The 22,860-nt window shown below is 40.9% G+C and carries 22 protein-coding genes; 10 read left to right on the top strand and 12 right to left on the bottom strand.

The window, feature by feature from the left end; all coding sequences use genetic code 11:
• Positions 1-55: 55 nt before the first annotated feature.
• The 4 genes from ahpC to FNT16_RS06205 all read right to left on the bottom strand — a co-directional run bounded on the left by ahpC (position 56) and on the right by FNT16_RS06205 (position 3,110).
• Positions 56-625 (bottom strand): alkyl hydroperoxide reductase subunit C, encoded by a 570-nt coding sequence (gene ahpC / locus FNT16_RS06190; RefSeq protein ID WP_143870711.1) that lies wholly within the window; start codon positions 623-625, stop codon positions 56-58.
• A gap of 102 nt (positions 626-727) precedes the next feature.
• The gene (locus tag FNT16_RS06195) at positions 728-1,585 is read right to left on the bottom strand and encodes a substrate-binding periplasmic protein (protein ID WP_185976707.1); all 858 of its coding nucleotides are present in this window, start codon (positions 1,583-1,585) and stop codon (positions 728-730) included.
• 72 nt (positions 1,586-1,657) lie between these two features.
• The gene (locus tag FNT16_RS06200; protein ID WP_143870714.1) at positions 1,658-2,551 is read right to left on the bottom strand and encodes an FAD:protein FMN transferase; all 894 of its coding nucleotides are present in this window, start codon (positions 2,549-2,551) and stop codon (positions 1,658-1,660) included.
• 67 nt (positions 2,552-2,618) lie between these two features.
• Complete coding sequence (locus FNT16_RS06205; protein WP_246072398.1) at positions 2,619-3,110, bottom strand: peroxiredoxin family protein; 492 nt, start codon at positions 3,108-3,110, stop codon at positions 2,619-2,621.
• 142 nt (positions 3,111-3,252) lie between these two features.
• Here FNT16_RS06205 and FNT16_RS06210 point away from each other — a divergent pair, with 142 nt between their 5' ends.
• From FNT16_RS06210 to FNT16_RS06220, 3 genes are read left to right on the top strand one after another with little or no spacing between them, the layout of a single operon-like run.
• Positions 3,253-3,834, top strand: coding sequence for a hypothetical protein (locus tag FNT16_RS06210; RefSeq protein WP_143870716.1), 582 nt, complete (start codon positions 3,253-3,255; stop codon positions 3,832-3,834).
• A complete protein-coding gene (locus FNT16_RS06215) occupies positions 3,835-4,638 on the top strand; it encodes an ion transporter (protein WP_143870717.1) in 804 nt (267 codons plus the stop codon).
• A gap of 55 nt (positions 4,639-4,693) precedes the next feature.
• Positions 4,694-5,566: a DMT family transporter gene (locus FNT16_RS06220; RefSeq protein WP_143870718.1), complete on the top strand. Its 873-nt coding sequence runs from the start codon at positions 4,694-4,696 to the stop codon at positions 5,564-5,566.
• Here FNT16_RS06220 and FNT16_RS06225 read toward each other — a convergent pair.
• The 3 genes from FNT16_RS06225 to FNT16_RS06235 form a co-directional block, all read right to left on the bottom strand.
• Positions 5,563-5,994 (bottom strand): DUF2214 family protein, encoded by a 432-nt coding sequence (locus FNT16_RS06225; RefSeq protein ID WP_143870720.1) that lies wholly within the window; start codon positions 5,992-5,994, stop codon positions 5,563-5,565. The genes FNT16_RS06220 and FNT16_RS06225 overlap by 4 nt on opposite strands.
• A gap of 74 nt (positions 5,995-6,068) precedes the next feature.
• A complete protein-coding gene (locus FNT16_RS06230; protein WP_143872893.1) occupies positions 6,069-6,992 on the bottom strand; it encodes a tRNA-dihydrouridine synthase in 924 nt (307 codons plus the stop codon).
• Between the two features lie 90 nt (positions 6,993-7,082).
• A complete protein-coding gene (locus tag FNT16_RS06235; protein ID WP_143870721.1) occupies positions 7,083-7,976 on the bottom strand; it encodes a class I SAM-dependent methyltransferase in 894 nt (297 codons plus the stop codon).
• 280 nt (positions 7,977-8,256) lie between these two features.
• Between FNT16_RS06235 and FNT16_RS06240 the strand changes: the two genes are divergently transcribed.
• Positions 8,257-9,273, top strand: coding sequence for a DUF4097 family beta strand repeat-containing protein (locus FNT16_RS06240; protein WP_143870723.1), 1,017 nt, complete (start codon positions 8,257-8,259; stop codon positions 9,271-9,273).
• Between the two features lie 120 nt (positions 9,274-9,393).
• Here the strand turns inward: FNT16_RS06240 and FNT16_RS06245 are convergent, their stop codons facing one another.
• On the bottom strand, positions 9,394-9,585 hold the full coding sequence (locus FNT16_RS06245; protein ID WP_143870724.1) for a hypothetical protein: 192 nt from the start codon (positions 9,583-9,585) through the stop codon (positions 9,394-9,396).
• A gap of 241 nt (positions 9,586-9,826) precedes the next feature.
• Here FNT16_RS06245 and FNT16_RS06250 point away from each other — a divergent pair, with 241 nt between their 5' ends.
• On the top strand, positions 9,827-10,399 hold the full coding sequence (locus FNT16_RS06250; RefSeq protein WP_143870725.1) for a ZIP family metal transporter: 573 nt from the start codon (positions 9,827-9,829) through the stop codon (positions 10,397-10,399).
• Here FNT16_RS06250 and FNT16_RS06255 read toward each other — a convergent pair.
• On the bottom strand, positions 10,396-11,346 hold the full coding sequence (locus tag FNT16_RS06255; RefSeq protein WP_143870727.1) for a LysR family transcriptional regulator: 951 nt from the start codon (positions 11,344-11,346) through the stop codon (positions 10,396-10,398). The genes FNT16_RS06250 and FNT16_RS06255 overlap by 4 nt on opposite strands.
• Before the next feature lie 117 nt (positions 11,347-11,463).
• Here FNT16_RS06255 and FNT16_RS06260 point away from each other — a divergent pair, with 117 nt between their 5' ends.
• The 5 genes from FNT16_RS06260 (at position 11,464) to FNT16_RS06280 (ending at position 19,527) form a co-directional block, all read left to right on the top strand.
• Positions 11,464-12,648 (top strand): efflux RND transporter periplasmic adaptor subunit, encoded by a 1,185-nt coding sequence (locus FNT16_RS06260; RefSeq protein WP_143870728.1) that lies wholly within the window; start codon positions 11,464-11,466, stop codon positions 12,646-12,648.
• A gap of 19 nt (positions 12,649-12,667) precedes the next feature.
• On the top strand, positions 12,668-15,862 hold the full coding sequence (locus tag FNT16_RS06265) for an efflux RND transporter permease subunit (RefSeq protein WP_143870730.1): 3,195 nt from the start codon (positions 12,668-12,670) through the stop codon (positions 15,860-15,862).
• Positions 15,852-17,252, top strand: a complete 1,401-nt coding sequence (locus FNT16_RS06270) for an efflux transporter outer membrane subunit (RefSeq protein ID WP_185976708.1) — start codon at positions 15,852-15,854, stop codon at positions 17,250-17,252. Before FNT16_RS06265 ends, FNT16_RS06270 begins: the two co-directional genes overlap by 11 nt.
• A 17-nt stretch (positions 17,253-17,269) precedes the next feature.
• Positions 17,270-18,274, top strand: a complete 1,005-nt coding sequence (locus tag FNT16_RS06275) for a zinc-binding dehydrogenase (protein WP_143870733.1) — start codon at positions 17,270-17,272, stop codon at positions 18,272-18,274.
• A gap of 653 nt (positions 18,275-18,927) precedes the next feature.
• Positions 18,928-19,527, top strand: coding sequence for an MlaC/ttg2D family ABC transporter substrate-binding protein (locus FNT16_RS06280; protein WP_143870734.1), 600 nt, complete (start codon positions 18,928-18,930; stop codon positions 19,525-19,527).
• 30 nt (positions 19,528-19,557) lie between these two features.
• Here the strand turns inward: FNT16_RS06280 and FNT16_RS06285 are convergent, their stop codons facing one another.
• The 3 genes from FNT16_RS06285 to glmU all read right to left on the bottom strand — a co-directional run bounded on the left by FNT16_RS06285 (position 19,558) and on the right by glmU (position 22,690).
• The gene (locus tag FNT16_RS06285) at positions 19,558-20,283 is read right to left on the bottom strand and encodes a class I SAM-dependent methyltransferase (RefSeq protein ID WP_143870735.1); all 726 of its coding nucleotides are present in this window, start codon (positions 20,281-20,283) and stop codon (positions 19,558-19,560) included.
• 200 nt (positions 20,284-20,483) lie between these two features.
• The gene (locus tag FNT16_RS06290; protein ID WP_143870736.1) at positions 20,484-21,056 is read right to left on the bottom strand and encodes a peroxiredoxin-like family protein; all 573 of its coding nucleotides are present in this window, start codon (positions 21,054-21,056) and stop codon (positions 20,484-20,486) included.
• A 257-nt stretch (positions 21,057-21,313) separates the two neighbouring features.
• Complete coding sequence (gene glmU, locus FNT16_RS06295) at positions 21,314-22,690, bottom strand: bifunctional UDP-N-acetylglucosamine diphosphorylase/glucosamine-1-phosphate N-acetyltransferase GlmU (RefSeq protein WP_143870738.1); 1,377 nt, start codon at positions 22,688-22,690, stop codon at positions 21,314-21,316.
• Positions 22,691-22,860 lie beyond the last annotated feature (170 nt).

Below are 22,860 nucleotides of genomic sequence, written 5' to 3' on the forward strand. Positions count from 1 at the left end.
CTCTGAGTTTGAAGCTGCCTAAGCAGCTTCAGGGAAACCAGCAAAGAAAAGCACTTTAGATTTTGCCTACCAAGTCTAAAGAAGGTGCTAAGGTCTCTTCACCTGGCTGCCAAGCTGCCGGACAGACTTCGCCGTCATGCTCTGCAACATACTGAGCTGCCTGAATTTTACGGACAAGCTCTTTAGCGCTTCGGCCAATACCTAAATCATGTACTTCAGCAACTTTAATCTCGCCTTCTGGGTTAATCACAAAAGTACCACGCAGTGCTAAACCATCTTCTTCAATCATTACACCAAAGTTGCGTGAAATGCGGCCAGTTGGATCGCCAATCATGGGGAATTGAATTTTGTTAATGGTATCTGATGAATCGTGCCATGCTTTGTGCGTGAAGTGCGTGTCTGTCGATACTGAATACACTTCAACACCCATGCCTTGTAGTTGCTCGTAATAGTCAGCCAGATCGCCTAATTCAGTTGGACATACAAAAGTAAAGTCAGCTGGGTAGAAAAATACCACAGACCATTTACCCGCTAAGTCTTGGTCAGACACCTCGACAAATTCACCTTTGTGAAATGCTGTTGCTTTAAATTCTTTAAGTTTAGTGTTGATAATTGATTGAGTCATTTACTTGTCTCCTTAGTTGTTTGGACAGGAAACATAGTAAATATTTAATGCTTTTTCGTATAACGGGCTGTTTCGATTGTAACGTTCGGTTTTTTCGATTATCTACCATCTATCCATATTTGGCTGGTACCATAAAGTTTTGTCTTGTAGCGGGGTTTCCTTTGGTAAGCTTGGGTTTTCTAGGCGAATTACGGTGCGCTGCAACAAGTTGGCTTTAAGAATGGCAGGCCCAAAGGTGTGCATAAACAAATCATCAAACTCACCATTCTCTCGCATCATATTGAGTCCTTGCTCTATTTTTTTCGCTAATACATCTTCACGGCTATTCACGAAAAAATATAAAGCCGTTGGGTACTGCAAAACTAAATTTTTTTCTATCGCAATACCTTGCTTTGAGTACGTCAATGCTTCCTCCCAAATTTCAAAGACACTGCGTGGAAAGTATTGCGCTTCGCCATTTATTAAAATTTCAAATAATTGATCATAGCCTTCATAGCTAATAACTCTTAATTGGTTGGCTCTTAAAATTTGCGTATCAGGCCAACTTTCACCCTGCACAGCTTTAAATAGACTCAATTGATTGACCGAACCGATAGTATCAAAAATACGTTGGTGCTCATCTTTTATTAATAATAAGCGCCAACCACTTAACCCTTTTACAATCGGAATACGTATTGGAAGATACAAGGCTTCTCGTTGTTTATTGGTCATCGTCCAAACAACGTCAATTTGTCCGGAGTTAAGCATATTTAAGGCTTTATCCTGACCAACTTGCTCTGCAAACTGAGTCAACTTTAACGATGGATCACTTAGCGCTAAAGCACGACCTAACAAACGAATAGGGTAATTTTGCCGCTTATCCCATTCAGATAAAGGTGGTGGGTAATATATGTTTTCTGCTTGTGCGGTGTTGAATTGTAGCACGCAACATAAAACTAAAAATAGAAGTGACTTATCCATAATCCAAAGCATTTTGCGATGATAAAAAAAGCATAGTCATTGGCAGGGCAAATGTCAGGTATAAAAAATAAATTAACGAACTATTTTATACTCTACCTGACGAGATTGTAGATAAGCTTCGGCGTTATCACCTTGCAACATCCCTAGTGTGGCTAAACTACCGGCCTGAACACAGTTTTTTGCAAAAACAGTAACCGATGCCGGCGCGCCGTCTACCGGCCAACCTGTAGACGGGTTTAAAATGTGGCCAAACCTTTTGCCATTTACAACAGCTTCTCGATGATATTGACTACAGGTGGCCATTGCGCCCTGTTTAATTTCAAGCAGACTATGTTGCTCATCATAATGCTCGGGTAAGTCTAGATTCACTTTCCAATGAAGCCCATCGCGCCTTGCTTTGCTAACTTGAATGTCACCTGAAAAATTGACTAAAACAGAAGCGCGGGGGGCTAATTGAGTGCACGCCTGCGCAACCAAACCCACGGCATATTCCTTGGCAATGGCGCCTAAATCAATTTCCATACCTGCCGGCAAGGTCACTTGTTTGTTATCAAATAACACTTTTTCCCAGCCAATCAAACATAAAAGAGCGTCAATTTGCTGCTGATTGGGTTGTCGATTATTCCCATCAAATGGCCAAGCTCGCCGTAATATCCCAGAAGTTAGATCAAACAAACCTTTAGAAGATTGATAACATTGATCGGCAAAGCTCAACAGACGATAAGTTTCTTCGTCTATTGGGGTGCTTTCACCACGCGCAGTATTAATTTGATGACAAATATTATCATTGCGATAACGACTAAATTTATTATCAACACGCAAAGCTTGATGATATGCCAATGCGGCAATTTGCTCGACCGTTGCAGGCTCTAAAGAATCGACCAATACTTCACACTGCCCTGCCATAGCTTTAAAACGAATACAAGCATGTTCATTGTAGAAATGAATTTTGTAGTCTGGACGCATAATATCTGCAAGCTCGATTTCTTTTCTGGTTATTATTCAGGTTATTATAAAAAAACAGTTAGACCAACTATTCTTTTAACAAGCCTTTAATTTCGTCTTCATACTGCTTCTTTTTGGCCGTTAAAAAGCCAACATGCACATATCTTAGCTGTCCATTTTTATCTATTAAATAGCTACTTGGCATCCCCTTTAACTGGTAACTTTGCGCTATTTGACTTTCGGTATCATATACAATTGGAAAATTAGCGGGCACTTCCTGTAAAAATTGCTCTGCTAAGGTTTTATCTGCATCAACCGTAACCGCAATAACAGTAAACCCTTTGTCTTGATACTTATTTTGCATGTCATTCATCCACGGAAATGATTTACGACAAGGGGCGCACCAAGATGCCCAAAAATCTAAATACACAACCTGACCCTTTAAATCACTTAATTTTTTAGGTAAATCAACTACGTTTAGTTCAAAGTCCGGCGCTGGCAAGGATGGGGTGGCAGCGGTAAATTGGCTAACCGTCAGAAGTAATAAAGTGCAAATAAGTTTTATCAGTGGACGCATCATGATTCCTGTTTTATGTTTTAAATATCTACGTAAAGATTTAGGTATAAGTTTACCTATGACCTAAAATATGGGTGATAAATTACATTAATTTACCAATAAAAGGGTAAACTATTCATTCTGGTAACCAAAAAGGGATGGAACAATGGGTTTTAACAAATTATTTTTTCTGGCGACCCTGTTATTTAGTATCTGTGCTAACGCCAACGAACTCAGCAGCCAACAAATCGAAAAATGGTTAAAGGCCGCACCAACAGTAGCCGCTTGGGTTAAACAACATAATGAACAATTGCACCAATCGGGCGATATTGATTTTGCCAAATCCAGCCCTGATGTTGTTGCATCACAAGCACAAACCGCACTAAAGAAACTCAACCTGTATGATGAGTTTAATCGCATGGTTAAACAGCAAGGTTATAGCGGCGTTGAATCTTTTTTCAAAGTACAAACACAAGTCGTGCAATCCTTCATTGCTATGACAATGCAAGCAGCTAACATTCCAGATGATGCGCAGCAAAAGCTCCGGCAGTCTTTAGCTGAAATTGACGCTACAGACGGACTCAGTGCAGACCAAAAACAAATGTTGAAACAGCAAATGCTGCAAATAATGGGACAGTTAGAACAGGTAACAAATAGTTCAAACCTACCATCAGAGGATAAAAATATACAAGCAATTAAGCCTTACGCTCAGCAAGTTGAAAAAATGTTAAGTCAATTCGGTGATTAAATGTTGTTAGAACAATTACATCAAAAAGACGAGGAAATCCCCGGACCATTTGATATTGCAATGATGATGTTATCGGCCATTGCTATGCTGGTCATATTAGCGATTCTGGTTTTACCTCTTGAAGCTGAAACCAAACGTTTATTAACGTCGATTGATACCATGATCTGCATTGTTTTTATTCTGCACTTTTTTTTCAATCTAGCCGGCGCATCTAATAAAAAACGCTATGTACAGCGCCATTGGTTAGAGCTGGTTGCCAGTATTCCACTAATTGAACCTTTACGATTTTTGCGTTTTCTACAAATATTCCGTGTTATCCGCATGATCCGGCTTGCCCGTAGTGTATTGCTGCCCATGCTGAAACAACGTATTCAAACAACCATGGCGGGTTTATTGGTTTTTATGGTGGTGATAGTTGCTGGCAGCGCAGTCGCGATTTTTATCATAGAAAGTGAAGTCCCGCAGTCTAATATAAAAACAGCAGAAGACGCTTTGTGGTGGGGTTTAATCACCATTTCGACTGTAGGCTATGGTGATTATTACCCTGTAACGACGATGGGAAGAGTCATTAGTAGTTTATTAATTATCAGTGGTGTCAGCTTATTTGGTGTGATATCCGGTTATATCGCTTCAAGTTTTTCACATTCTAATGTACAGGAAAATATCGAAGAAACGGTTCCGGATTGGGCTAAAGCTATGATGCAAACCCAAGCACAACAAAATGAAGTAATGAAAATCCAAATAGCACAACTGCAAAAACAAATTGAAAAATTAACCGATTCGGTCAAAAAAACCTCCGAATGACTTATATTCATTTTAAGTTTTTTTGTTCGTCCAATACACCTTAACTCACCACACTATGTTAAAGCATCATTTACAAGTTTTATTGGCCACCGTTTTAGTTGCCGGATCGTTTATATCAGCTGAATTTCTGGCTCCGTATAGTAATCCAATAGCTTTAACCTTATTGCGGTTTATTTTGGCCGCAGCGCTCCTCGCGCCATTTGCTTTGTATAAAAAAGAAGACCGTGCACAATTTATAAAAACATTGCCGCGTGCCAGTATTATAAGCCTGTTTTATTCATTATTTTTTATATTGATGTTCGAAGCGTTAAAAACCACCAGCTCGCTGAATGTCAGTACGCTTTACACTCTAATTCCCTTTATTACGGGTTTGTTGTGTATTTGTGTTTTCAAACAAAAAATGACACTCCAAGTATCGGCCATTTATCTGATGGGCGCTTTAGCAACCTGCTGGGTGGTATTTCAAGGTGATATACAACTGATAAAAAGCTTCCGATTAAATACCGGAGACATATTATTTTTACAAGCCTGTCTTTCGATGTGCTGCTATTCAATGGCCATGAAACTATTGTATAGAAACGATAATAAATGGCTTTTGGTTTTTTGCACCTTGTTGAGCGGTGCCATATGGATGTTCGTCGCTTTAATGATTATGGGAAAACCACTGGATTGGCAACAACTTGATTTACCCGCTTATTACCACATGGCTTATTTAGTGATTGGTACCACGATAGTGACTGTTTACCTGTATCAAACGGCAACAGTTGCACTCGGCCCCAAAAAGGTGATGGCTTATGTTTATTTAAGCCCAGCGATAGTCGCAGGGCTGGGCTACTTAATAAACGATGTGAGTTTAAACCCGATTATTATACCGGGCATTCTGATTTCATGTACAGCCACCCTATTACTGCAAAAAAATGCAAGCTAGAGACCTATTCCGCGTGACATAAACACCGCAAGCAAAGGCATAATCAGCAGCACAGCTTTCTCTGCTCTAACAATGCCAATAAGATGCCTAGGTAAAGTGATACTTTCACCGGAAAAGTTACGATTTTTGATAAAGAAGACCGTTGGCACAATAGACAACACAGCCATCAACACAAAGCCAGTCATTTTAATGTGAAAAACAAAGTTTTCGGTATAAAACTCTTTAGGCTTACCCACTGCGAGTAACAGTAACAACCCGGTCGCAAGCACAACGAGCGCCGACACCCCATAAATACCATCCACAATGACTAACTTTTTAAATGCTTTTTTGCTCATTTCTTTTTCTATAAGCAGGTGTTCTAACACCAAAGTTGAGGCTAATAATAAAATACCAATAAAATGAAAATAACGTACGATGACTTCTTCCATAATGTTTCCCTAATTATTTGAATAAGGGTTAAATTAACACATTGAGCGGACAAATAAAGCTTTGTAAAAACTTCTTAAGCAGCCTCAAGTTTGCTTTGCAATATAGCGACGATTTCAGATTTTTTATGCAATTGTCTGATTTCTTGTGCCAAAGATGTAACTTGCGGAAAATGAATTTTTAGATAGCGCAACCATTGTTTAATTCGATTGCCATAATACAAGCCACGATCGCCCTCTATTTCAAACTCTGAGTATTGCAACAGGAGCTTAATGACCTGCGGCCATGTGAAAGCAGATTGTTGATGCTTTACCATATTGGCTAAATTTGGCATCGCTAACGCGCCTCTTCCTAACATCAAGCGCTTACTGCCACTTTGCTGGATACACAAACTGGCATCTTGCGGTGTCCATATTTCGCCATTTGCGATAATGGGCATATCGTACTGCGATATGTAGGGTTTAATTTTAGGCCAATATGCAGGGGGTTTATATCCATCTTTTTTACTCCTGGCATGAATGGCCAATTCACTGGCGCCGGCTTCGTAAATCGCCTGAATATTTTCAGATAACAAACTGATATCGTTAAATCCTAAACGAATTTTTGCGCTGACAATATGCTGCGAATCAACCGCCGATCGCACGGCGCGAACAATTGAATAAAGGGTTTCTGGTTCTTGCAATAAAGCAGCCCCCCCTTTTGAGTTATTCACTGTTTTTGCTGGGCAACCAAAATTCAGATCGATCCCATGTGACCCAAGTTCAATTGCTCTGTGTGCATTTTCAGCCAACCAAGGTGCGGCATTACCCAATAATTGAACCCGTACTGGCGTGCCGCTGGCTGTTTTACCATGATTCCAGTTAAGTTCGGGCGCCAAACGGTAAAACGAGCGTTCAGGTAACAGCGTCTGGCTGACTCTTAAAAACTCAGTAACACATAAATCAAAACCACCAAACTGGGTAATTAACGCGCGCACTGCATGATCGACCACCCCCTCCATTGGCGCTAAGGTTAATGATGTAACTTTGTTTTCCACTCTATCTAATTCGTCATTCAATTATGATTTACTCAGTCGTATATTCGATGTTGTTTAGTCATTAAATTCAAAACGTAGAACTTTTAGCCCTTTGCCTGCATAAGCCTCTTTAAATACAGCAGGCGGTAATATTGTGTCTTGATAAGTCAACTGAGGACAATATTCAGCAACCGTATTGGTTAAAAAATCCACGTCTAAATCAGGAGAGTTTAAACACAATAAAACTTGCGTATGATCGTTTACAAACTCGGGCAAGCGACGAATAATTTTTTTGTAATCACGCTCAATATTAACACTACCTTTTTGAAAAGCAGGTGGATCGCAAATCACTAAATCGTACGGGCCGTGTTTTTTAACCCGACCAAATGATTTAAACAAATCAACGGCCTCATACCGAACTGCATATTCAGCGATCGCCTGCTCATTTAATATATGGTTTTCGCGCCCTTTACGTAAAGCCGATTTGCTCATATCGAGATTAACAACCTTATCCGCACCACCGGCTATCGCAGCAACAGAAAAAGCACAGGTGTAAGCAAATAAGTTGAGGACAACCTTACCGGCGCTATTTTCTTTAACCCAATCGCGGCCATTTTTCATATCTAAAAACAGCCCATGATTTTGGTTCTGCCCTAAACTGATGTGATATTTCAGCCCTGATTCTTCGGCAATGACAACGTCAAGTTCATCTCCCCAAATACAATCAATTGGCGCTTTAGGCAAATACCTGTGTTGTAGTTGAATTGACTGACAAAGGTCAATCTGGGTGTGCAAAAATTCAATTAGGCGCGCCAACAAGTCGCTTTCAATTGATTTGTAAGCCGTAATCAAAATGACAGGCGCAAACCAGTCTATACAGATATGTTCATATCCGGGATGAGCATGCCCTCTGCCATGAAATAAACGCTGACATTCTAAATTATGAGGAATTTTAATATGTTGAAGCACAGCTAGGCCTTAATACAAACAGAAAAAAAATTGATTATACCGCATCTTTATACATCCAGCTTTATTGTAAACAGCATGATGTACAAACTAGGTTAAAAAAATACGAATAGTTGGTTATTTTGACCACCTAAAATAATGAAGATCTCATATTAAAAGCAAGCAAAGTTAAATTTAACTAACAATATCAATACCCTAACAAAAATGGTTTAGTTTGTGCAAAGACACCATTAGCCAAAACCCAAGCGATAGTGATTCAAATTAATTTTTAAAGGAACAGAAAATGAAAAAGTTAATCCCGAGCATATTAACAGCGGCTTGCTTAGCCGTCACAACATTGAGTGTGTATAGCCAAGATACAGTCGATGTGGAAAGCTTTGATCTAACAGACATTCAGCATCTAGAACTAGATTTTAACCATGCTCAAATCGAAATAACCAACTCAACAGATAATCAGCTACACATCGAGCTAAATCAAACATTAAAGCGCGGCCAAGCAGAAAAGTGCTTACATAAAATAAAAGTTAGTAAATCTTCTGACCGTTTAAAGCTATCAACAGATACACAATCTTTTAGCTGGTTTAACAATTGTTCCGTCGAAAAAACCATCAAGGTAAAAATCGGCAAATCAGACCTTTTATCGCTTAATTTAAGCAACCATCATGCAGTCGTTAAAGTGGATAGCTTGCAGGCAAAAGCGTTAGAGGTAAATTTCCATCACAGTCAAGTGGATTTAAATATGCTTTTGGCTGAATCATTAGATTTTGATTTTCATCATGGTAAAGGCACAATCAATGCGGTGAATGCAAATCAAGTTGAAATTGAAGGTGGACATGGCCAATTAGAAATTGGTGTAATTCAGGGAGAAAATATAGAAAGTGAATGGAATCATGGCACATTAGTATTTAACCGCAGTCAATTTGAAAAAACGGATATTGACAGTGCGCATGCAAAAATCGAATTTAAACAACATACGGGTCATAAGCTGAATATAGATGGCAGACATAGTCATTTAGCAACGCATGTAGAACAAATGCAGAAAGTTAAACTGCAAAATAAACATGGCCATATTGAATTTATTGGCTCTGCTGAAAATATCTATAGTTCAAACGCGCATGGTGCCACCTATTTAAAACAGACATCTAATCAAAACTTTGCGATTCAAAGTAAAGCGTCGCACGGCAATGTTGTGGTAGAAATTCCAAAAGGTACCCAATATAACCAAGCCGAAAGCGGTTTAAGCAAAAACAGTATCAGTTTTGATATTTCACATGGTGTGAGTAAAGTGACAACCTTTTAGCGTCTGAAGATCTTTTAGCAATAATGTCGTTGCCTAAACGTCAATAGCATCATGTATTACGCTTTGATAACCTGGGGGATGGTTACATAAAGACTCATCCCTCAGCGCCATGCTTGCACTCTAATGAGTTGTATTTTTGTCCCGTAACCATTTTTTAATCACCAAAGCGATGCGTTTATAATCATCTTCGGCAAATGTTTTCAGCACTTCACCGACGCGTTCAGACTGACCCGTTTTGGGCTGCTGGCGAGCGTATAACTTGTGCAACGCACTGTTATTTTTTGCTTGCTGATTCTTTTTTTTATCAGACATACCGCTCACCTAGTTCGACAATTACTGAAAAATTAAACCCCAGCCTGTTGTTATGCCTGTTATTAAGGCTGTTGTTAGGCCTGTTGTTAGGCCTGTTGTTAGGATAATAGCAGTGTTTCACGTGAATCATATGACTATAAGTCATAAAGCTAAATACGATTAAAGCAAATAGAAAAGCTATCAGCCAATTTTCACAACTTGCATGCAATCTAACTATCAACATATTCTTACTGGAGGATATATGCAAGCATCATCTGACAAGTTACAAACAAGTTTAATTGCAGAAATAAAAGCACACACGAAACAACAGCCTTTAGCCGCGGCTGGATTAAGCTTTGCGTTATTGGTAGTCGTTACCTTATTGATTCAAAGTAGTATAAAAGTAAGCACGGGTGAATTTACACAAGCTATCGCGTACGCTTTATTAGGTGGAATGGCAGGTTTTATCACAACCTCGTTAGGTGCTTTACCTGCGTTATTTTTGTCTTCAATTCCACGAAAAATGGAAGATATTATGCTTGGCATGGCGGCGGGAATGATGTTGGCAGCGAGTGCATTTTCTCTGTTGTTACCCGGTATAGAGGCCGGCGAAGCGATCACAAATCATGCGGGTTTAGGCGCGGGTGTCGGCTTATCCAGCGGCATGGCGCTGGCCTATCCTGCCGGATTAGGTTTAGCAGCAGGCGCTATGCTATTTGTTGTTTCGCACGAGGTGATACCCGAAACACACAGAAATGGACATCAGACATCGGCGACTATTGGTTTAATGATTGGCTTTGCCATCATGAAGGTTTTAGATACCACCTTAGGTTAATCAGAAAAGCCATACATTTTGTCAAAACCCGGAATATTATCTTCCCATATTGGTTTTTCTTTGCCGATGTACTCGCGCGCAGCGTCGAAAAAAAGCTGCGTGCGCACTGGTAAGCCTCTGTGTGGATAAACGGCATGTATTTTCCTGAACTCAGGCAGTTTAACTTGAGTTAATATAGGTTTTAACAAACCTTGTTTAATTTCATCCGCTATCAAAAAAGCCGGCGCAACAAAATAAGCACTGCCCGACAATGCTTTCAACATCAAAACCTCACCATCGTTAGAGCGAAAACAACTATTAATCTGAACAGACGCGTCTTGGCCATTTTCATCAATATAATTCAAATGTTCAAACCGCAAACTGTTACTTGAATAAGTAGCTGCGGGTAATTTAGCCAATTCATGTATTGTTTGAGGTTCACCGTATGCTTTTAAAAAGTCTGGTGTCGCGAGAATTAACAAACGGTTACGGGTAATCTGACGTGATATTAAGTTTGAGTCTTTGGGATCGCCCACCCGAAACGCTAAATCAAAACCCTCACCGACAATATCAACTAACCTGTCTTCTAGGCGCAGCTCGACTTCTACTTGTGGAAAACGCTTTTGAAAATCATTAATAACGGGTTGCAGATAACGACGGCCCAATATCGCAGAGCTGGTTATTCTTAATAACCCCCGAGGCTCTGTGTGGTAGTTCTCTGCGATTTGCACCGTTTCTGTTAATAAATCTCTAATTTGTTTAGATTTCTTCACCATTTCGGCGCCCGCTGCCGTCAGTGAAAATGAGCGCGTGGAACGATTTAATAAACGTACCCCCAGATCTTCTTCTAACTTATTCATTTGTTTTGAGACAACCGATCTGTCGATATTTCTGAGTTCGGCGACCTTTGCAAACGAACCCCTTTCAACAATTTCTAAAAACATTAATAAGCGGCTGGTGGTATCCACAGTTTTACTCCCAATCAAGATTGTTGCCATTTTGGCATTAATGAATTTGTAAATCGATGGTTTTTTACCAAAAAACTATTCTTTACTATGGTGCCAATTAATTTGGGAGAATTGGCAATGCTAAGATTTAAATTACACAAACTCACAGCTATTGGAACTTTTATAATTTTACTGACTGCTTGTGGTGAAGATAACTCACAAGCACAATCTCAACCGCAACCAGCTAAAACTCAGATCGATGTAGCACAAGTGATTGCAAAACCCGTACAAGCTTGGTTTACCTACACCACCCGACTACAAGCACCACAACAAGTCGCATTAAAACCACGGGTATCTGGTGTCATTGAATCGATTGAATTTACTGAAGGACAAAAAGTCAATGAAGGTGATTTATTGTTTCGTCTTGATCCTCGCCCATATGCAGCGCAAGTGTCTCGCTTAAAAGCTCAGGTAGAAAGTGCCAAAGCGGCATTTAAACAAGCGGAAAGTGAAGCTCAGCGAGCGCAAAGATTACGCAAACGTGATGCTATTTCGGCAGAAGAAGCAGAGTCAAGAGCAACGGCAGTGGCACAGGCGCAAGCTCAATTAGCAGCCTTAAATGCACAACTAGCAGCCGCACAACTAGACTTAGACTTCACGCAAATTCGGGCACCGATAAATGGCACAATTTCACGTGCAGAAATCACCAAAGGCAATACTGTTACGGCTAATCAAAGTGTATTAACCAGTATTGTATCTAACGAAAAAATGTATGCCTATTTTGATATAGATGAACGTACTTGGAATCAACACTTTTCTGATGCCAGCGCCGAAGACCAATTACCTGTTGTAATGCAGCTTTTAGGTAATAAAAAGTATAGTCATCAGGGCAATGTTGATTTTATTGATAATCAAATCAACCCATCAACCGGTACTTTGCGCGTCAGAGCAACTTTTCCTGCACGTGCAGAAATATTGCGGGCTGGTGCTTTTGCGCGTATTCGCCTAGCCAGCCAAGAAGCAGCACAACAAGTCTTAATTCCAGAAAAAGCGATAGGAACTGATTTAAAAAATCGCTTCGTATTGGTTTTAGATGAGCACAATACATTGCAATACAGAGCTGTTTCATTGGGTGACAAATACGGTGAGTTCAGAGCGATAACATCCGGTTTGACAAATAACGACATTATAGCTGTCAATGGCCCAGCCAAAGTAGGCCCGGGCATGCCAGTTGCGCCGCGCAAAACAGATTTAGATGCATCCAGTGTCGCCCTGACCTTAAAAGATCAGGCCGAACCTGCTTTGCTAACTGCAAAACAATAATGGACAAGCAGATAACGCTATGAACTTTTCTCACTTTTTTATTAAAAGACCCATTTTTGCGTCTGTTTTATCACTGATAATACTGATTGGTGGCGCAATATCTTTGTTTCAGCTTCCGATCAGCGAATATCCGGAAGTTGTCCCCCCGACGGTCGTCGTAACTGCAAATTATCCGGGTGCAAATCCAAAAGTAATTGCTGAAACGGTCGCTACGCCACTTGAGCAAGAAATTAACGGTGTAGAGAATATGTTGTACATGTTTTCTCAAGCGACCAGTGATGGTCGCATGACCCTAACCGTTACCTTTGCTCTAGGCACTGATCTCGATAGAGCGCAAGTTCGTGTGCAAAACAGAGTCAACAGTGCACTGCCTCGCTTACCGCAAGAAGTACAAAGATTAGGTGTCGTTGCACAAAAGTCTTCACCCAACTTAACTATGGTTGTGCACCTGTATTCACCTGAAAAAACACGTGAAACTGAATACCTGTCGAACTATGCAGATCTAAATGTAAAAGATCAGATTGCACGTATTAGTGGTGTCGGTGAAGTCCGCTTATTTGGCGGTGGTAAATATTCAATGCGTGTCTGGTTAAACCCAGATGCACTAGCGGCTCGTCAATTAACAGCAAGCGAAGTTGTCAGCGCACTAAGAGAACAAAATCAACAGGTAGCCGCGGGCTCACTGGGCGCTCAACCTGCGCCAAATGACGCACAGTTTCAGGTTTTATTAAATGTAAAAGGCCGTCTTGGCAGTGTTGAAGAATTTGAAAATGTCATCATCAAAGTGGGCGAACAAGGCGCGATCACCCGACTTAAAGATGTCGCGCGTGTAGAAATTGGCCAGAATACCTATGCACTGCGTTCATTATTGAATGGCCAACCAGCGGTCGCGATGCCGATATTTCAACGTCCGGGTTCGAATGCGATAGAGTTGTCGGATCAAGTTAGAGCCACGATGAAAACACTGGCGAAAGATTTTCCGGCAGGCATGGATTACGACATTGTCTACGATCCCACTGTTTTTGTGCGTGGTTCAATTGAAGCCGTTATTAAAACTTTATTAGAAGCTATCGCATTGGTTGTGATAGTGGTGATTGTATTTTTACAAACCTGGCGAGCGTCAATCATCCCGTTAATTGCCGTACCTGTGTCTTTAATTGGTACCTTTGCGGTCATGCAATGGCTCGGCGTCAGCATCAATACCTTATCGCTGTTTGGTTTAGTATTGGCTATCGGTATTGTTGTAGATGATGCGATTGTCGTTGTCGAAAACGTCGAACGGAATATTGAAAAAGGGTTATCTCCATACGAAGCCACCCGCGTGGCGATGACAGAGGTTACCGGCCCTATTATTGCAATTGCTCTGGTATTGTGTGCGGTATTTATTCCAACTGCATTTATCACAGGTTTAACCGGCCAGTTTTACAAACAGTTTGCGTTAACCATTACCATTTCTACCATTATATCGGCAATAAACTCGTTAACTTTGTCGCCGGCATTATCCGCCTTGTTGCTCAAGCCGCACAATGCCAAACCGGATTGGTTAACCCAGTTATTAAACAAAGTATTCGGCAAAATTTTGTTTAAACCATTTAATCGTTTATTTGAGAAAGGCTCAATAGCCTATCAAACCTCCATTAAAAAACTGGTTCGGTTCAGTGTAATTGTAGGTGTTGTGTATATCGCACTCATCGGCAGTACTGCCGGATTATTTAACGCGGTACCGGGTGGTTTTATCCCAGCACAAGACAAACAATATCTGGTTTCTGTGGCTCAATTGCCAGATGCCTCAAGTTTAGACCGCACCGAAGCGGTTGTCCGTGAAATGTCTGAAATTGCCAAAGCGGTACCGGGCGTGGCGAACTCTGTTGCTTTTCCGGGTTTGTCTATCAATGGCTTTACTAACAGCCCCAATAGTGCAGTTATATTTACTCCGTTGGAAGATTTTTCAAAACGCCAGAGTGCTGAACAATCTGCTGGCGCGATTGCCGCCGAATTAAACAAAAGATATTCCGTCATTGATGAAGCTTTTGTCGCGGTTTTCCCACCACCGCCGATTTTAGGTTTAGGTACCACGGGTGGTTTTAAACTCCAGATAGAAGATCGCTCCAATCAAGGATTTGAAGCGCTATTTAACACCTTACAAAAGGTAATTGGTGAAGCGCGGCAACGTCCTGAATTAATGGGTTTGTATTCAAGCTTTAGAATTCAGGTACCACAAATGGATATTGAAATTGATCGTGAACAAGCCATGTTACAAGGCATTCCTTTGAGTGAAGTATTTGATGCATTACAAATCTATTTAGGCTCTTTATATGTGAACGACTTCAATATGTTTGGTCGTACTTATCAGGTCAACGCACAGGCTGATGCTGAGTTTAGATTAGATGCCAAACAAATACTGAATTTAAAAGTGCGCAACCGTCAGGGTGATATGGTGCCTTTAGGTGCGGTATTAAAAGCAACACCAACAACCGGCCCGGATAGAGTGATGCATTACAACGGCTATCCAAGTGCCGAATTAAACGGCAGTCCGGCGATGGGCTACAGTTCAGATCAAGCGCAGCAGGCAATTGAAGAGGTACTGGCCAATAATTTAACCGACGGTATGGCGTTTGAGTGGACAGAAGTGACTTTCCAGCAGGAAATTGCTGGCAATACTATGGTGTATGTTTTTCCGTTAGTCGTGCTATTGGTCTTTATGGTTTTGGCTGCTCAATATGAAAGCTTGCGCTTACCACTGGCAATCATCCTGATTGTGCCTATGACGATATTCTCAGCATTATTTGGTGTTTGGCTGGTCGGTGGTGACAACAATATATTTACCCAAATCGCGCTGATTGTATTGGTCGCGCTGGCCTGTAAAAACGCCATTTTGATGGTCGAGTTTGCTAAAGAACAGCAAGAAGCCGGACTCACTCGCCTACAAGCAATAGTTGAATCAGGAAAAATGCGACTACGTCCAATATTAATGACTTCTATTGCATTTACTGCAGGTGTAGTCCCACTCGTGTTAGCTTCAGGCGCGGGCTCAGAAATGCGTCAGGCAATGGGCATAGCCGTTTTCTCGGGCATGATTGGTGTCACTTTATTTGGCCTATTATTCACCCCTGTGTTTTACGCCTTGGTCGCGAAACAAGATGCAAAAAAAGAAATTGACAATAACATCGGATCAGAGCCGAACCGTATCGAGGACAATCATCATGCATCATAAATTACGCCTCAGTTTATGTACGACTTTAGTGGCGCTGGCTATTAGCAGCTGCGCCACGACACAGGAAAAAAATAATATGGACGTTGAGCAAATGAATTATTTTTCAGGTAAAACTTACGCGGCAGAATTAACAAGCCAACAACAAGCAACAGAAAATAAATGGTGGTTAGCCTATCAAAGTGAACAACTTAATAATCTGGTTGCTCAAGGTATCTCGGCTAACCATAATTTACGAGCGGCGCAAAACAGATACACTGCAGCGCTACAACAATTAGGCTATGAAGAAGCACAACACTGGCCGCAAGGTGGCGTGCAATTGCAAGCGACGCGTCAGTCAGTGCAAGATCAATTATCTACTAATGCTCAATTTGGCGCTTCAGCACTCTGGAAAATAGATTTATTTGGCCGAATATCAGCTTTGACCGATGCAGCATTAGCCAATAATTTACAGGCTCAAGAGCAGCAAATTCGACTGTTAACTGAAGTTGTATCCGGCATTGTCCGCAGTTATTTCGAATGGCAAGGCAAACAACTGAAATTACAAATTGTGCAGCAGCAAATTGCCGCGTTGAATGAAAGTATTGAAGTGCTTGAAGCTAGAGTTGAAGAAGGATTTGCATCTAATTTGGATGTTAACCGGACGTATGCCCAGCTTAATCAACAAAAATCTCTGTTGCCTATGATTGAAAGTGAAATGTATCAGATTAAAACGACTTTAGCAGTATTATTAGGGACGACAGCTGACACTTTCACGCTGCAAACTGAACAACAAATATTTAGCCAAAATTTGTTACAACCGATCGCGCTCGCACAACCGGAAAAGGCAATTCAAGCACGATCAGATATCCATATTGCATTGCATCGTTTGACACAACAGCAAGCGTTAAAAGAAGCAGCGGATGCTGCTTTGTATCCGGACATTTCAATCAGTGGTTTTGTCGGCTTGTTAAACCCAACAGGCAGTTCGTTATCCACTAGCAATGATGCATGGTCTGTGACCCCACAAATAAATTGGTCAATACTCAGTCTGCCAGCATTAAAAGCACAGGCAAATGCGCAAGATTCACTGGCACAAGCCGCATTAGCTGACTATGAAAATACCGTTGTCAGTGCAGTTGCCGAATCACAATTTGCTTTGGTTAACATGCAAAAATCTAAAACCTTAATTGAATTTGCAGATAAAAGATTACATCACGCACAGCAAGCCAACATGCAAGCAAAGGCAATGTACGAAGAAGGACAAGTACCATATTTAGATTTGTTAGCCGCCAGACAAGATGCTTTAATAGCGCAACAGGATGCTGTAGACGCCAAAATTTCATATACGCTGGCTAAAATTGCAACCTACAAGGCATTTAGTGGAGGATGGAGCCGTACACTCTTTCAGTAAATATAAAGGTGAATGACATGACACAGTTTCCCAGCACTATGAAAGCTATCATGCTGGAAAAAGCAGAAGATAACTTTACATTCAAGATGCATGAAATAGCCGTGCCAGAACGTAAAGAATGTCAATTATTGATACGTGTTGAATATGTTGGGTTAAACCCGGTTGACGGTAAGCTTGCTAAAAAAGGCTTTCCGGAATGGCAATACCCACATATCCCCGGATTAGATGCTGTCGGAACGGTTGTCGATGCACCCGTTGGTGTATTCCCTAACATTGGTGACAGAGTGATGTGGCATGCTGACCTGTCACAGCAAGGCATGTTATCTGAGTATGTAGCTGTACCTAATTTTGCGGTATCACAAATGCCACAAGATTTAGATGCTGCGACTGCTGCCAGCCTGCCATGTGCAGGCATGACCGCTTTATTTGCTCTTGATAAATTGCAAATTCAAGAAGGTGACATGTTGCTGATTGAAGCGGGCGCTGGCGCTGTGGGGCAATTTGCCATTCAGTTTGCCAAACAACGAGGTGCAACCGTAGTCACAACCGCCAGCAAAAAACACCATACCTATTTGAAAAAAATCGGGGCTGACGAAACCTTTGACTATCACGACAAAAACCTTTTAAAAAAATTCAAAGTGGCTTTATGCAATGGCCAATTTGACGCCGTTATAGATTCAATTGGCGGCGAGAACACCATTCGAAACCTTGAATTACTTAGGTTTTGTGGTCGCATTGCTTGCTTAAATGGCATCCCTGAACTGCCAAATGAACTTTTATTTCGCAAAGCGCCGGTGATTAATATTGTATCTTTAGGTGGCGCTTGGTTAACCCGCAGCCTCTGCGCGCAACAGCGCATGAGTTTTATGGGTAACCTATTAATGGACAGTGTGAATAATGGCGTAATAAAAGCCCCGAAAATCATCCCGATAGAATTTGACGCACAAGCTGTTACACAAGCTTTGCATAAACAATTAGACGGCGGAATTTTTGGCAAACAAATTGTCAAAGTAGCGAGATAAAGCTTTGAGCTTTGAGCTATGAGCTATGAGCTTTGAGCTTTGAGCTTTGAGCTTTGAGCTTTGAGCTTTGAGCTTTGAGCTATGAGCTTCGAGCTTCGAGCTTCGAGCTTCGAGCTTCGAGCTTCGAGCTATGAGCTATGAGCTAATGTAGGTCGGTGTTTACGCCGACAAAGCAGAATACACAAATATTGAAGTATAAAATGTCGCCCTAAAGGAACGACCTACCTATCTTATCAGCTCATAGCTAGAAGCCTGTAACTTATAAGCTTGTAACTTGCAAGTTGCAACTTGTCGTTTGCATCTTTTGTCGGGCTAAAGCCGCGACCTACATTAGCTCGAAGCTTGTAGCTTGTAACTTGTAACTTGTCATTTGCATCTTTTGTCGGGCTAAAGCCGCGACCTACATTAGCTCGAAGCTCGAAGCTTATAGCTTGCAACTTGTAACTTGTCATTTGCATCTTTTGTCGGGCTAAAGCCGCGACCTACATTAGCTCGAAGCTCGAAGCTCGAAGCTCGAAGCTCGTAGCTCGTAGCTCGTAGCTCAAACATGATTGTTGCCATTTTTGCATTAATAATTTGCTAATTTTTATATCAATAAACCCGCAATCTTGAGGTAAAATAACTGTCATATTCAAACGGACGAGATTAAACTCATGACGACATTCAAAAACTTAATATTACCAATCATTCTGCTTTTTAGCGCGTTTACCAGTGCGGCCACTAACGCAGAGCAAAATCCTAATAAACTGCTAAACACGGTTGGCAATAACTTATTTAGCCAAATTGGTCAGCTCAATCTGGATGTAAATGAAAAAAAGCAACAGATGAAAAAAATTGTCAGCAATCACTTAATGCCACATATTGACGTACAATACGTCTCTTTTAAGTTATTGGGTAAACATGTCCGCAAAATAAATAGAACACAGGCTGACGCTTTTATTAAAGCGGTAGAACATCATTTAACAACAACTTATGCCAATGCATTAATGAACTACAACGGACAAAAAGTCATTTTTGATGAAGGCGCATCACAAGTTGACGGTAAATACGCCACGGTAAAAACCCGAATCGTCGACGACAAAGCACCGGCGATTGATTTGCAGTTTAAATTACGACAAGACAAACAAGGTGACTGGAAAGTTTACGATATGGTTGCTGAAGGTATTTCGCTATTAGGTGCAAAACAGACAGAAATCGCGCGTCGTATTTCAGAAGTAGGTTTAGACAAAGTTATCTCAGAACTAGGCCAATAACCCTTTCATACCTCTTCGGGGCGTTTACAATTAAATGCCCTGCTTTTTCCCACGCCCTATTACAAATACCGCGAAATACGGATAGTCTTTCGGCTTATCTAGCGTTACTTTACGCATAAAAACCTGATTGAACGATTCAGACAAAAGCTCTAATAAAGTTTCAATGCCCTTCTCTAAGCCTAAATCATACTCATAAATAGGCATAATAAGTAGATCGCCACCAGCGCGCGTCATATTTACCATACTTTTAAAGTATGCCAATGACTCACTGAATCGATTTTTCCCCAAGCGGGATGCGGATAACGGAAATGGATGTGGCGCAAATGAGGTGACCAAATCAAAAGAATTTATGAGTTCAGGCATATTACACTCGATATTTTGAATTTTATCGTCAATGATAAATCTCGAGCTAATCATATTATCTACGGGATTATTAGGTTTGCGAAAATCTGGGTCCACTAACCACACAGCGTTAGCCTGTTTTGCCATACAATCAGAAATTAAACCACTACCGCAACCCACATCCAATACTTTTTTATTTTTAAGCATCGTGGCCGGCTGAGCATAACCGCAAGCTAATGCAGCCATTAACACATACCTGTGAGGATCTTGTTTTCTCGCGTTAACATCCAAACCTGTAAGTTCAACGGTTGGGTATAAATCAGCATCAATAAAAGCGGTAACAAACAATTCTGTAACGTTAATTTTGCCATACACGGTTGCGTATACTCTTTCCCGTAGCGCTGTTTCTTCCATAAATCCTTCTGCATCAAATTATCTGTAACTATATGTAATAACAGTAAAATGTTACAAAAACAAGACAAAAGCAGATTCAACCAGAACTAGAGTACGTCTACTATTAACCAACGAATTGGGCAATAGTAGATGAGCATGATCAGCGAATACCAGTGGTAATTAATTATGGACTGGCTCTATAAAGGTAAAACCGTAGATTGCTATTTAAGATAACGTGTTAATACCTGCTTCATTTGTGTTCCGGCCGGGCGGGTTTTGTAGTCTTTGCTCACATAGAACCATACAACTTCACCGCCTTTTTTCACTAACAAGGTCGCTGGGTGCGGTGTAGTTTCATCTTTTTTAAGACCAAACATATCGATAACAGCAAGATTTTCGTCACTTAAAAATAAATAATTTTGACCAAACTGGCGCTGGGTGTTTTTGTTTGTTGCGACAGAGTCTGGGCTAATAGCAACAAGTTGCGTGTTGTGCTTGTCTAACTCTGGCAAAACCGCTTCAAATGACTCTAATTGATTAATACAAAACGGACACCAGTCACCACGATAAAAAACTATCAATAAGTTTTGTTCACCCGCCAATGTACGTAAATTATGCTTTGCGCCTTGACTGTCAGCCAAGGCTACCGAAGGAATATTGTCGCCCTGCTGCAAAGTAAAATCGTTCACGTCGTTGTACACATCTTTTGTTAAATACCGATCTTCTATAGAGGCTACACTGCAAGCACTGACAACAAAAGAAAGCGCCATTGCCCATAAAAATTTATTTTTCATCTTAAAATCCTTTATTTATTTAAAACAACTAGCTGTAAATCACTAGACAGTGAAAAGAAGCCTTTTCTTTCAGGTTAGCATCATTTTATGCTTACCACATAAGCAGACAATGGTTGTTGAAATGTACGAATGCTCCGAGTGCGCTGTGATAACAAAGCCAAGGAGAGAGAAAGGAGAGAGAAAGGAGAGAGAAAGGTGCTGATTTGGATCGATGGCAACCACCCTATTTAAGACAATTGCCACCCCTGTCGGTTAGTTTATTTTTTCTCTTTTACCGGTCGCTGCCAACCAGAAATATGACGCTGTTTACTGCGCGCAATCACCAACTCATCTTCCCCTGTATCTTTAGTGATTGTTGAACCCGCACCAATAGTTGAACCGGCTGATATATTCAGCGGCGCGACAAGCGAAGCGTTAGAGCCAACAAAAACCTTGTCTCCGATTATAGTTTTAAACTTATTGGCACCGTCATAGTTACAGGTAATCGTACCGGCTCCGATATTAACGTTTGCGCCAACCTCACTATCACCTAAATAAGTTAAATGATTCGCTTTAGATCCTCTGGCAATCTTAGTATTTTTTGTTTCAACAAAATTACCAATATGCACCCCTTCTGAAAACTCAGAACCAGGACGGATCCGCGCAAATGGACCAATAAAGCAATCATTTTTGATAACCGCATCTTCAATCACTGTATTGGCTTTGATCAGAGTATTGTCACCAATGCGGCAATTACGCAATATGCAGTTTGGCTCAATATGTACACCTGAGCCTAATTCGACTTCACCTTCAAAAACGGCATTAATATCAATTGCAACATCTTGTCCTACACTAACGGTGCCACGAATATCAACGCGTGCAGGGTCGCGAAACGTAACCCCCTCAACCATTAAAGCTTCGACCTGTTTTTGCTGGTAAATTCGCTCTAAAGTAGCTTGTTGCAGACGGTTATTAACACCTTCGACTTCATAACTTTCAGCTGGTTGAGCAGTCGCTATTGGATAACCCTGCTGCGAACACATGGCAATGATATCTGTTAAATAATACTCACCTTGCGCATTATTATTATCCAGATCTGATAGCCAGTTTTTTAACAAGCCAGCCGGTGCTGTTAAGATCCCTGTATTCACTTCATTGATCAATCTTTGTTGGGTATCTGCATCTTTTTCTTCAACAATTGCAGTTACATTGCCTTCGCTATCTCGAATAATACGCCCATAACCTTTTGGGTCTGGTAAATTAACCGTCAACAAACCAATTCCCTTGGCTGGTGCAACAGCAATAAGCTGCTCTAAGGTTTGCGCACCGATAAGCGGTACATCACCATATAAAATGAGCACCTGCTCATCATCATTAATATGTGGGGTAACTTGCTGTACAGCATGACCAGTACCCAGTTGTTCAGCTTGTTCTACCCAGATTAATGATTCGTTATTTAACGCAGATTGTAGTTTGTCACCGCCGTGACCATAAATCATAATTATCTTTTGACAAGCGGTTAGTTGACGACTGGCATCAATAACATGCTGAACCATAGCTTTAGCGCCAATTTTATGCAGCACTTTAGGTAATGCAGATTTCATTCGCGTGCCTTTACCTGCCGCGAGAATAACACTTGTTAATGGTTGAGACATAAGCTCTTCCCTGTAAAATTTATTAAAGTTAAATAGATATAATTAATTGCGACTAGCATAACTAAGGCGAGATTAAGAGTGAAGTACAAACTAGAGATTATTTGCCTCGACTGACGTTTAAAAACACATCCCGCTCTACTTTTATAAACAACATTAAACCGTAAATTGAG

The sequence above is a fragment of the Catenovulum sediminis genome, assembly GCF_007289895.1.
GTDB classification, from domain to species: domain Bacteria; phylum Pseudomonadota; class Gammaproteobacteria; order Enterobacterales; family Alteromonadaceae; genus Catenovulum; species Catenovulum sediminis.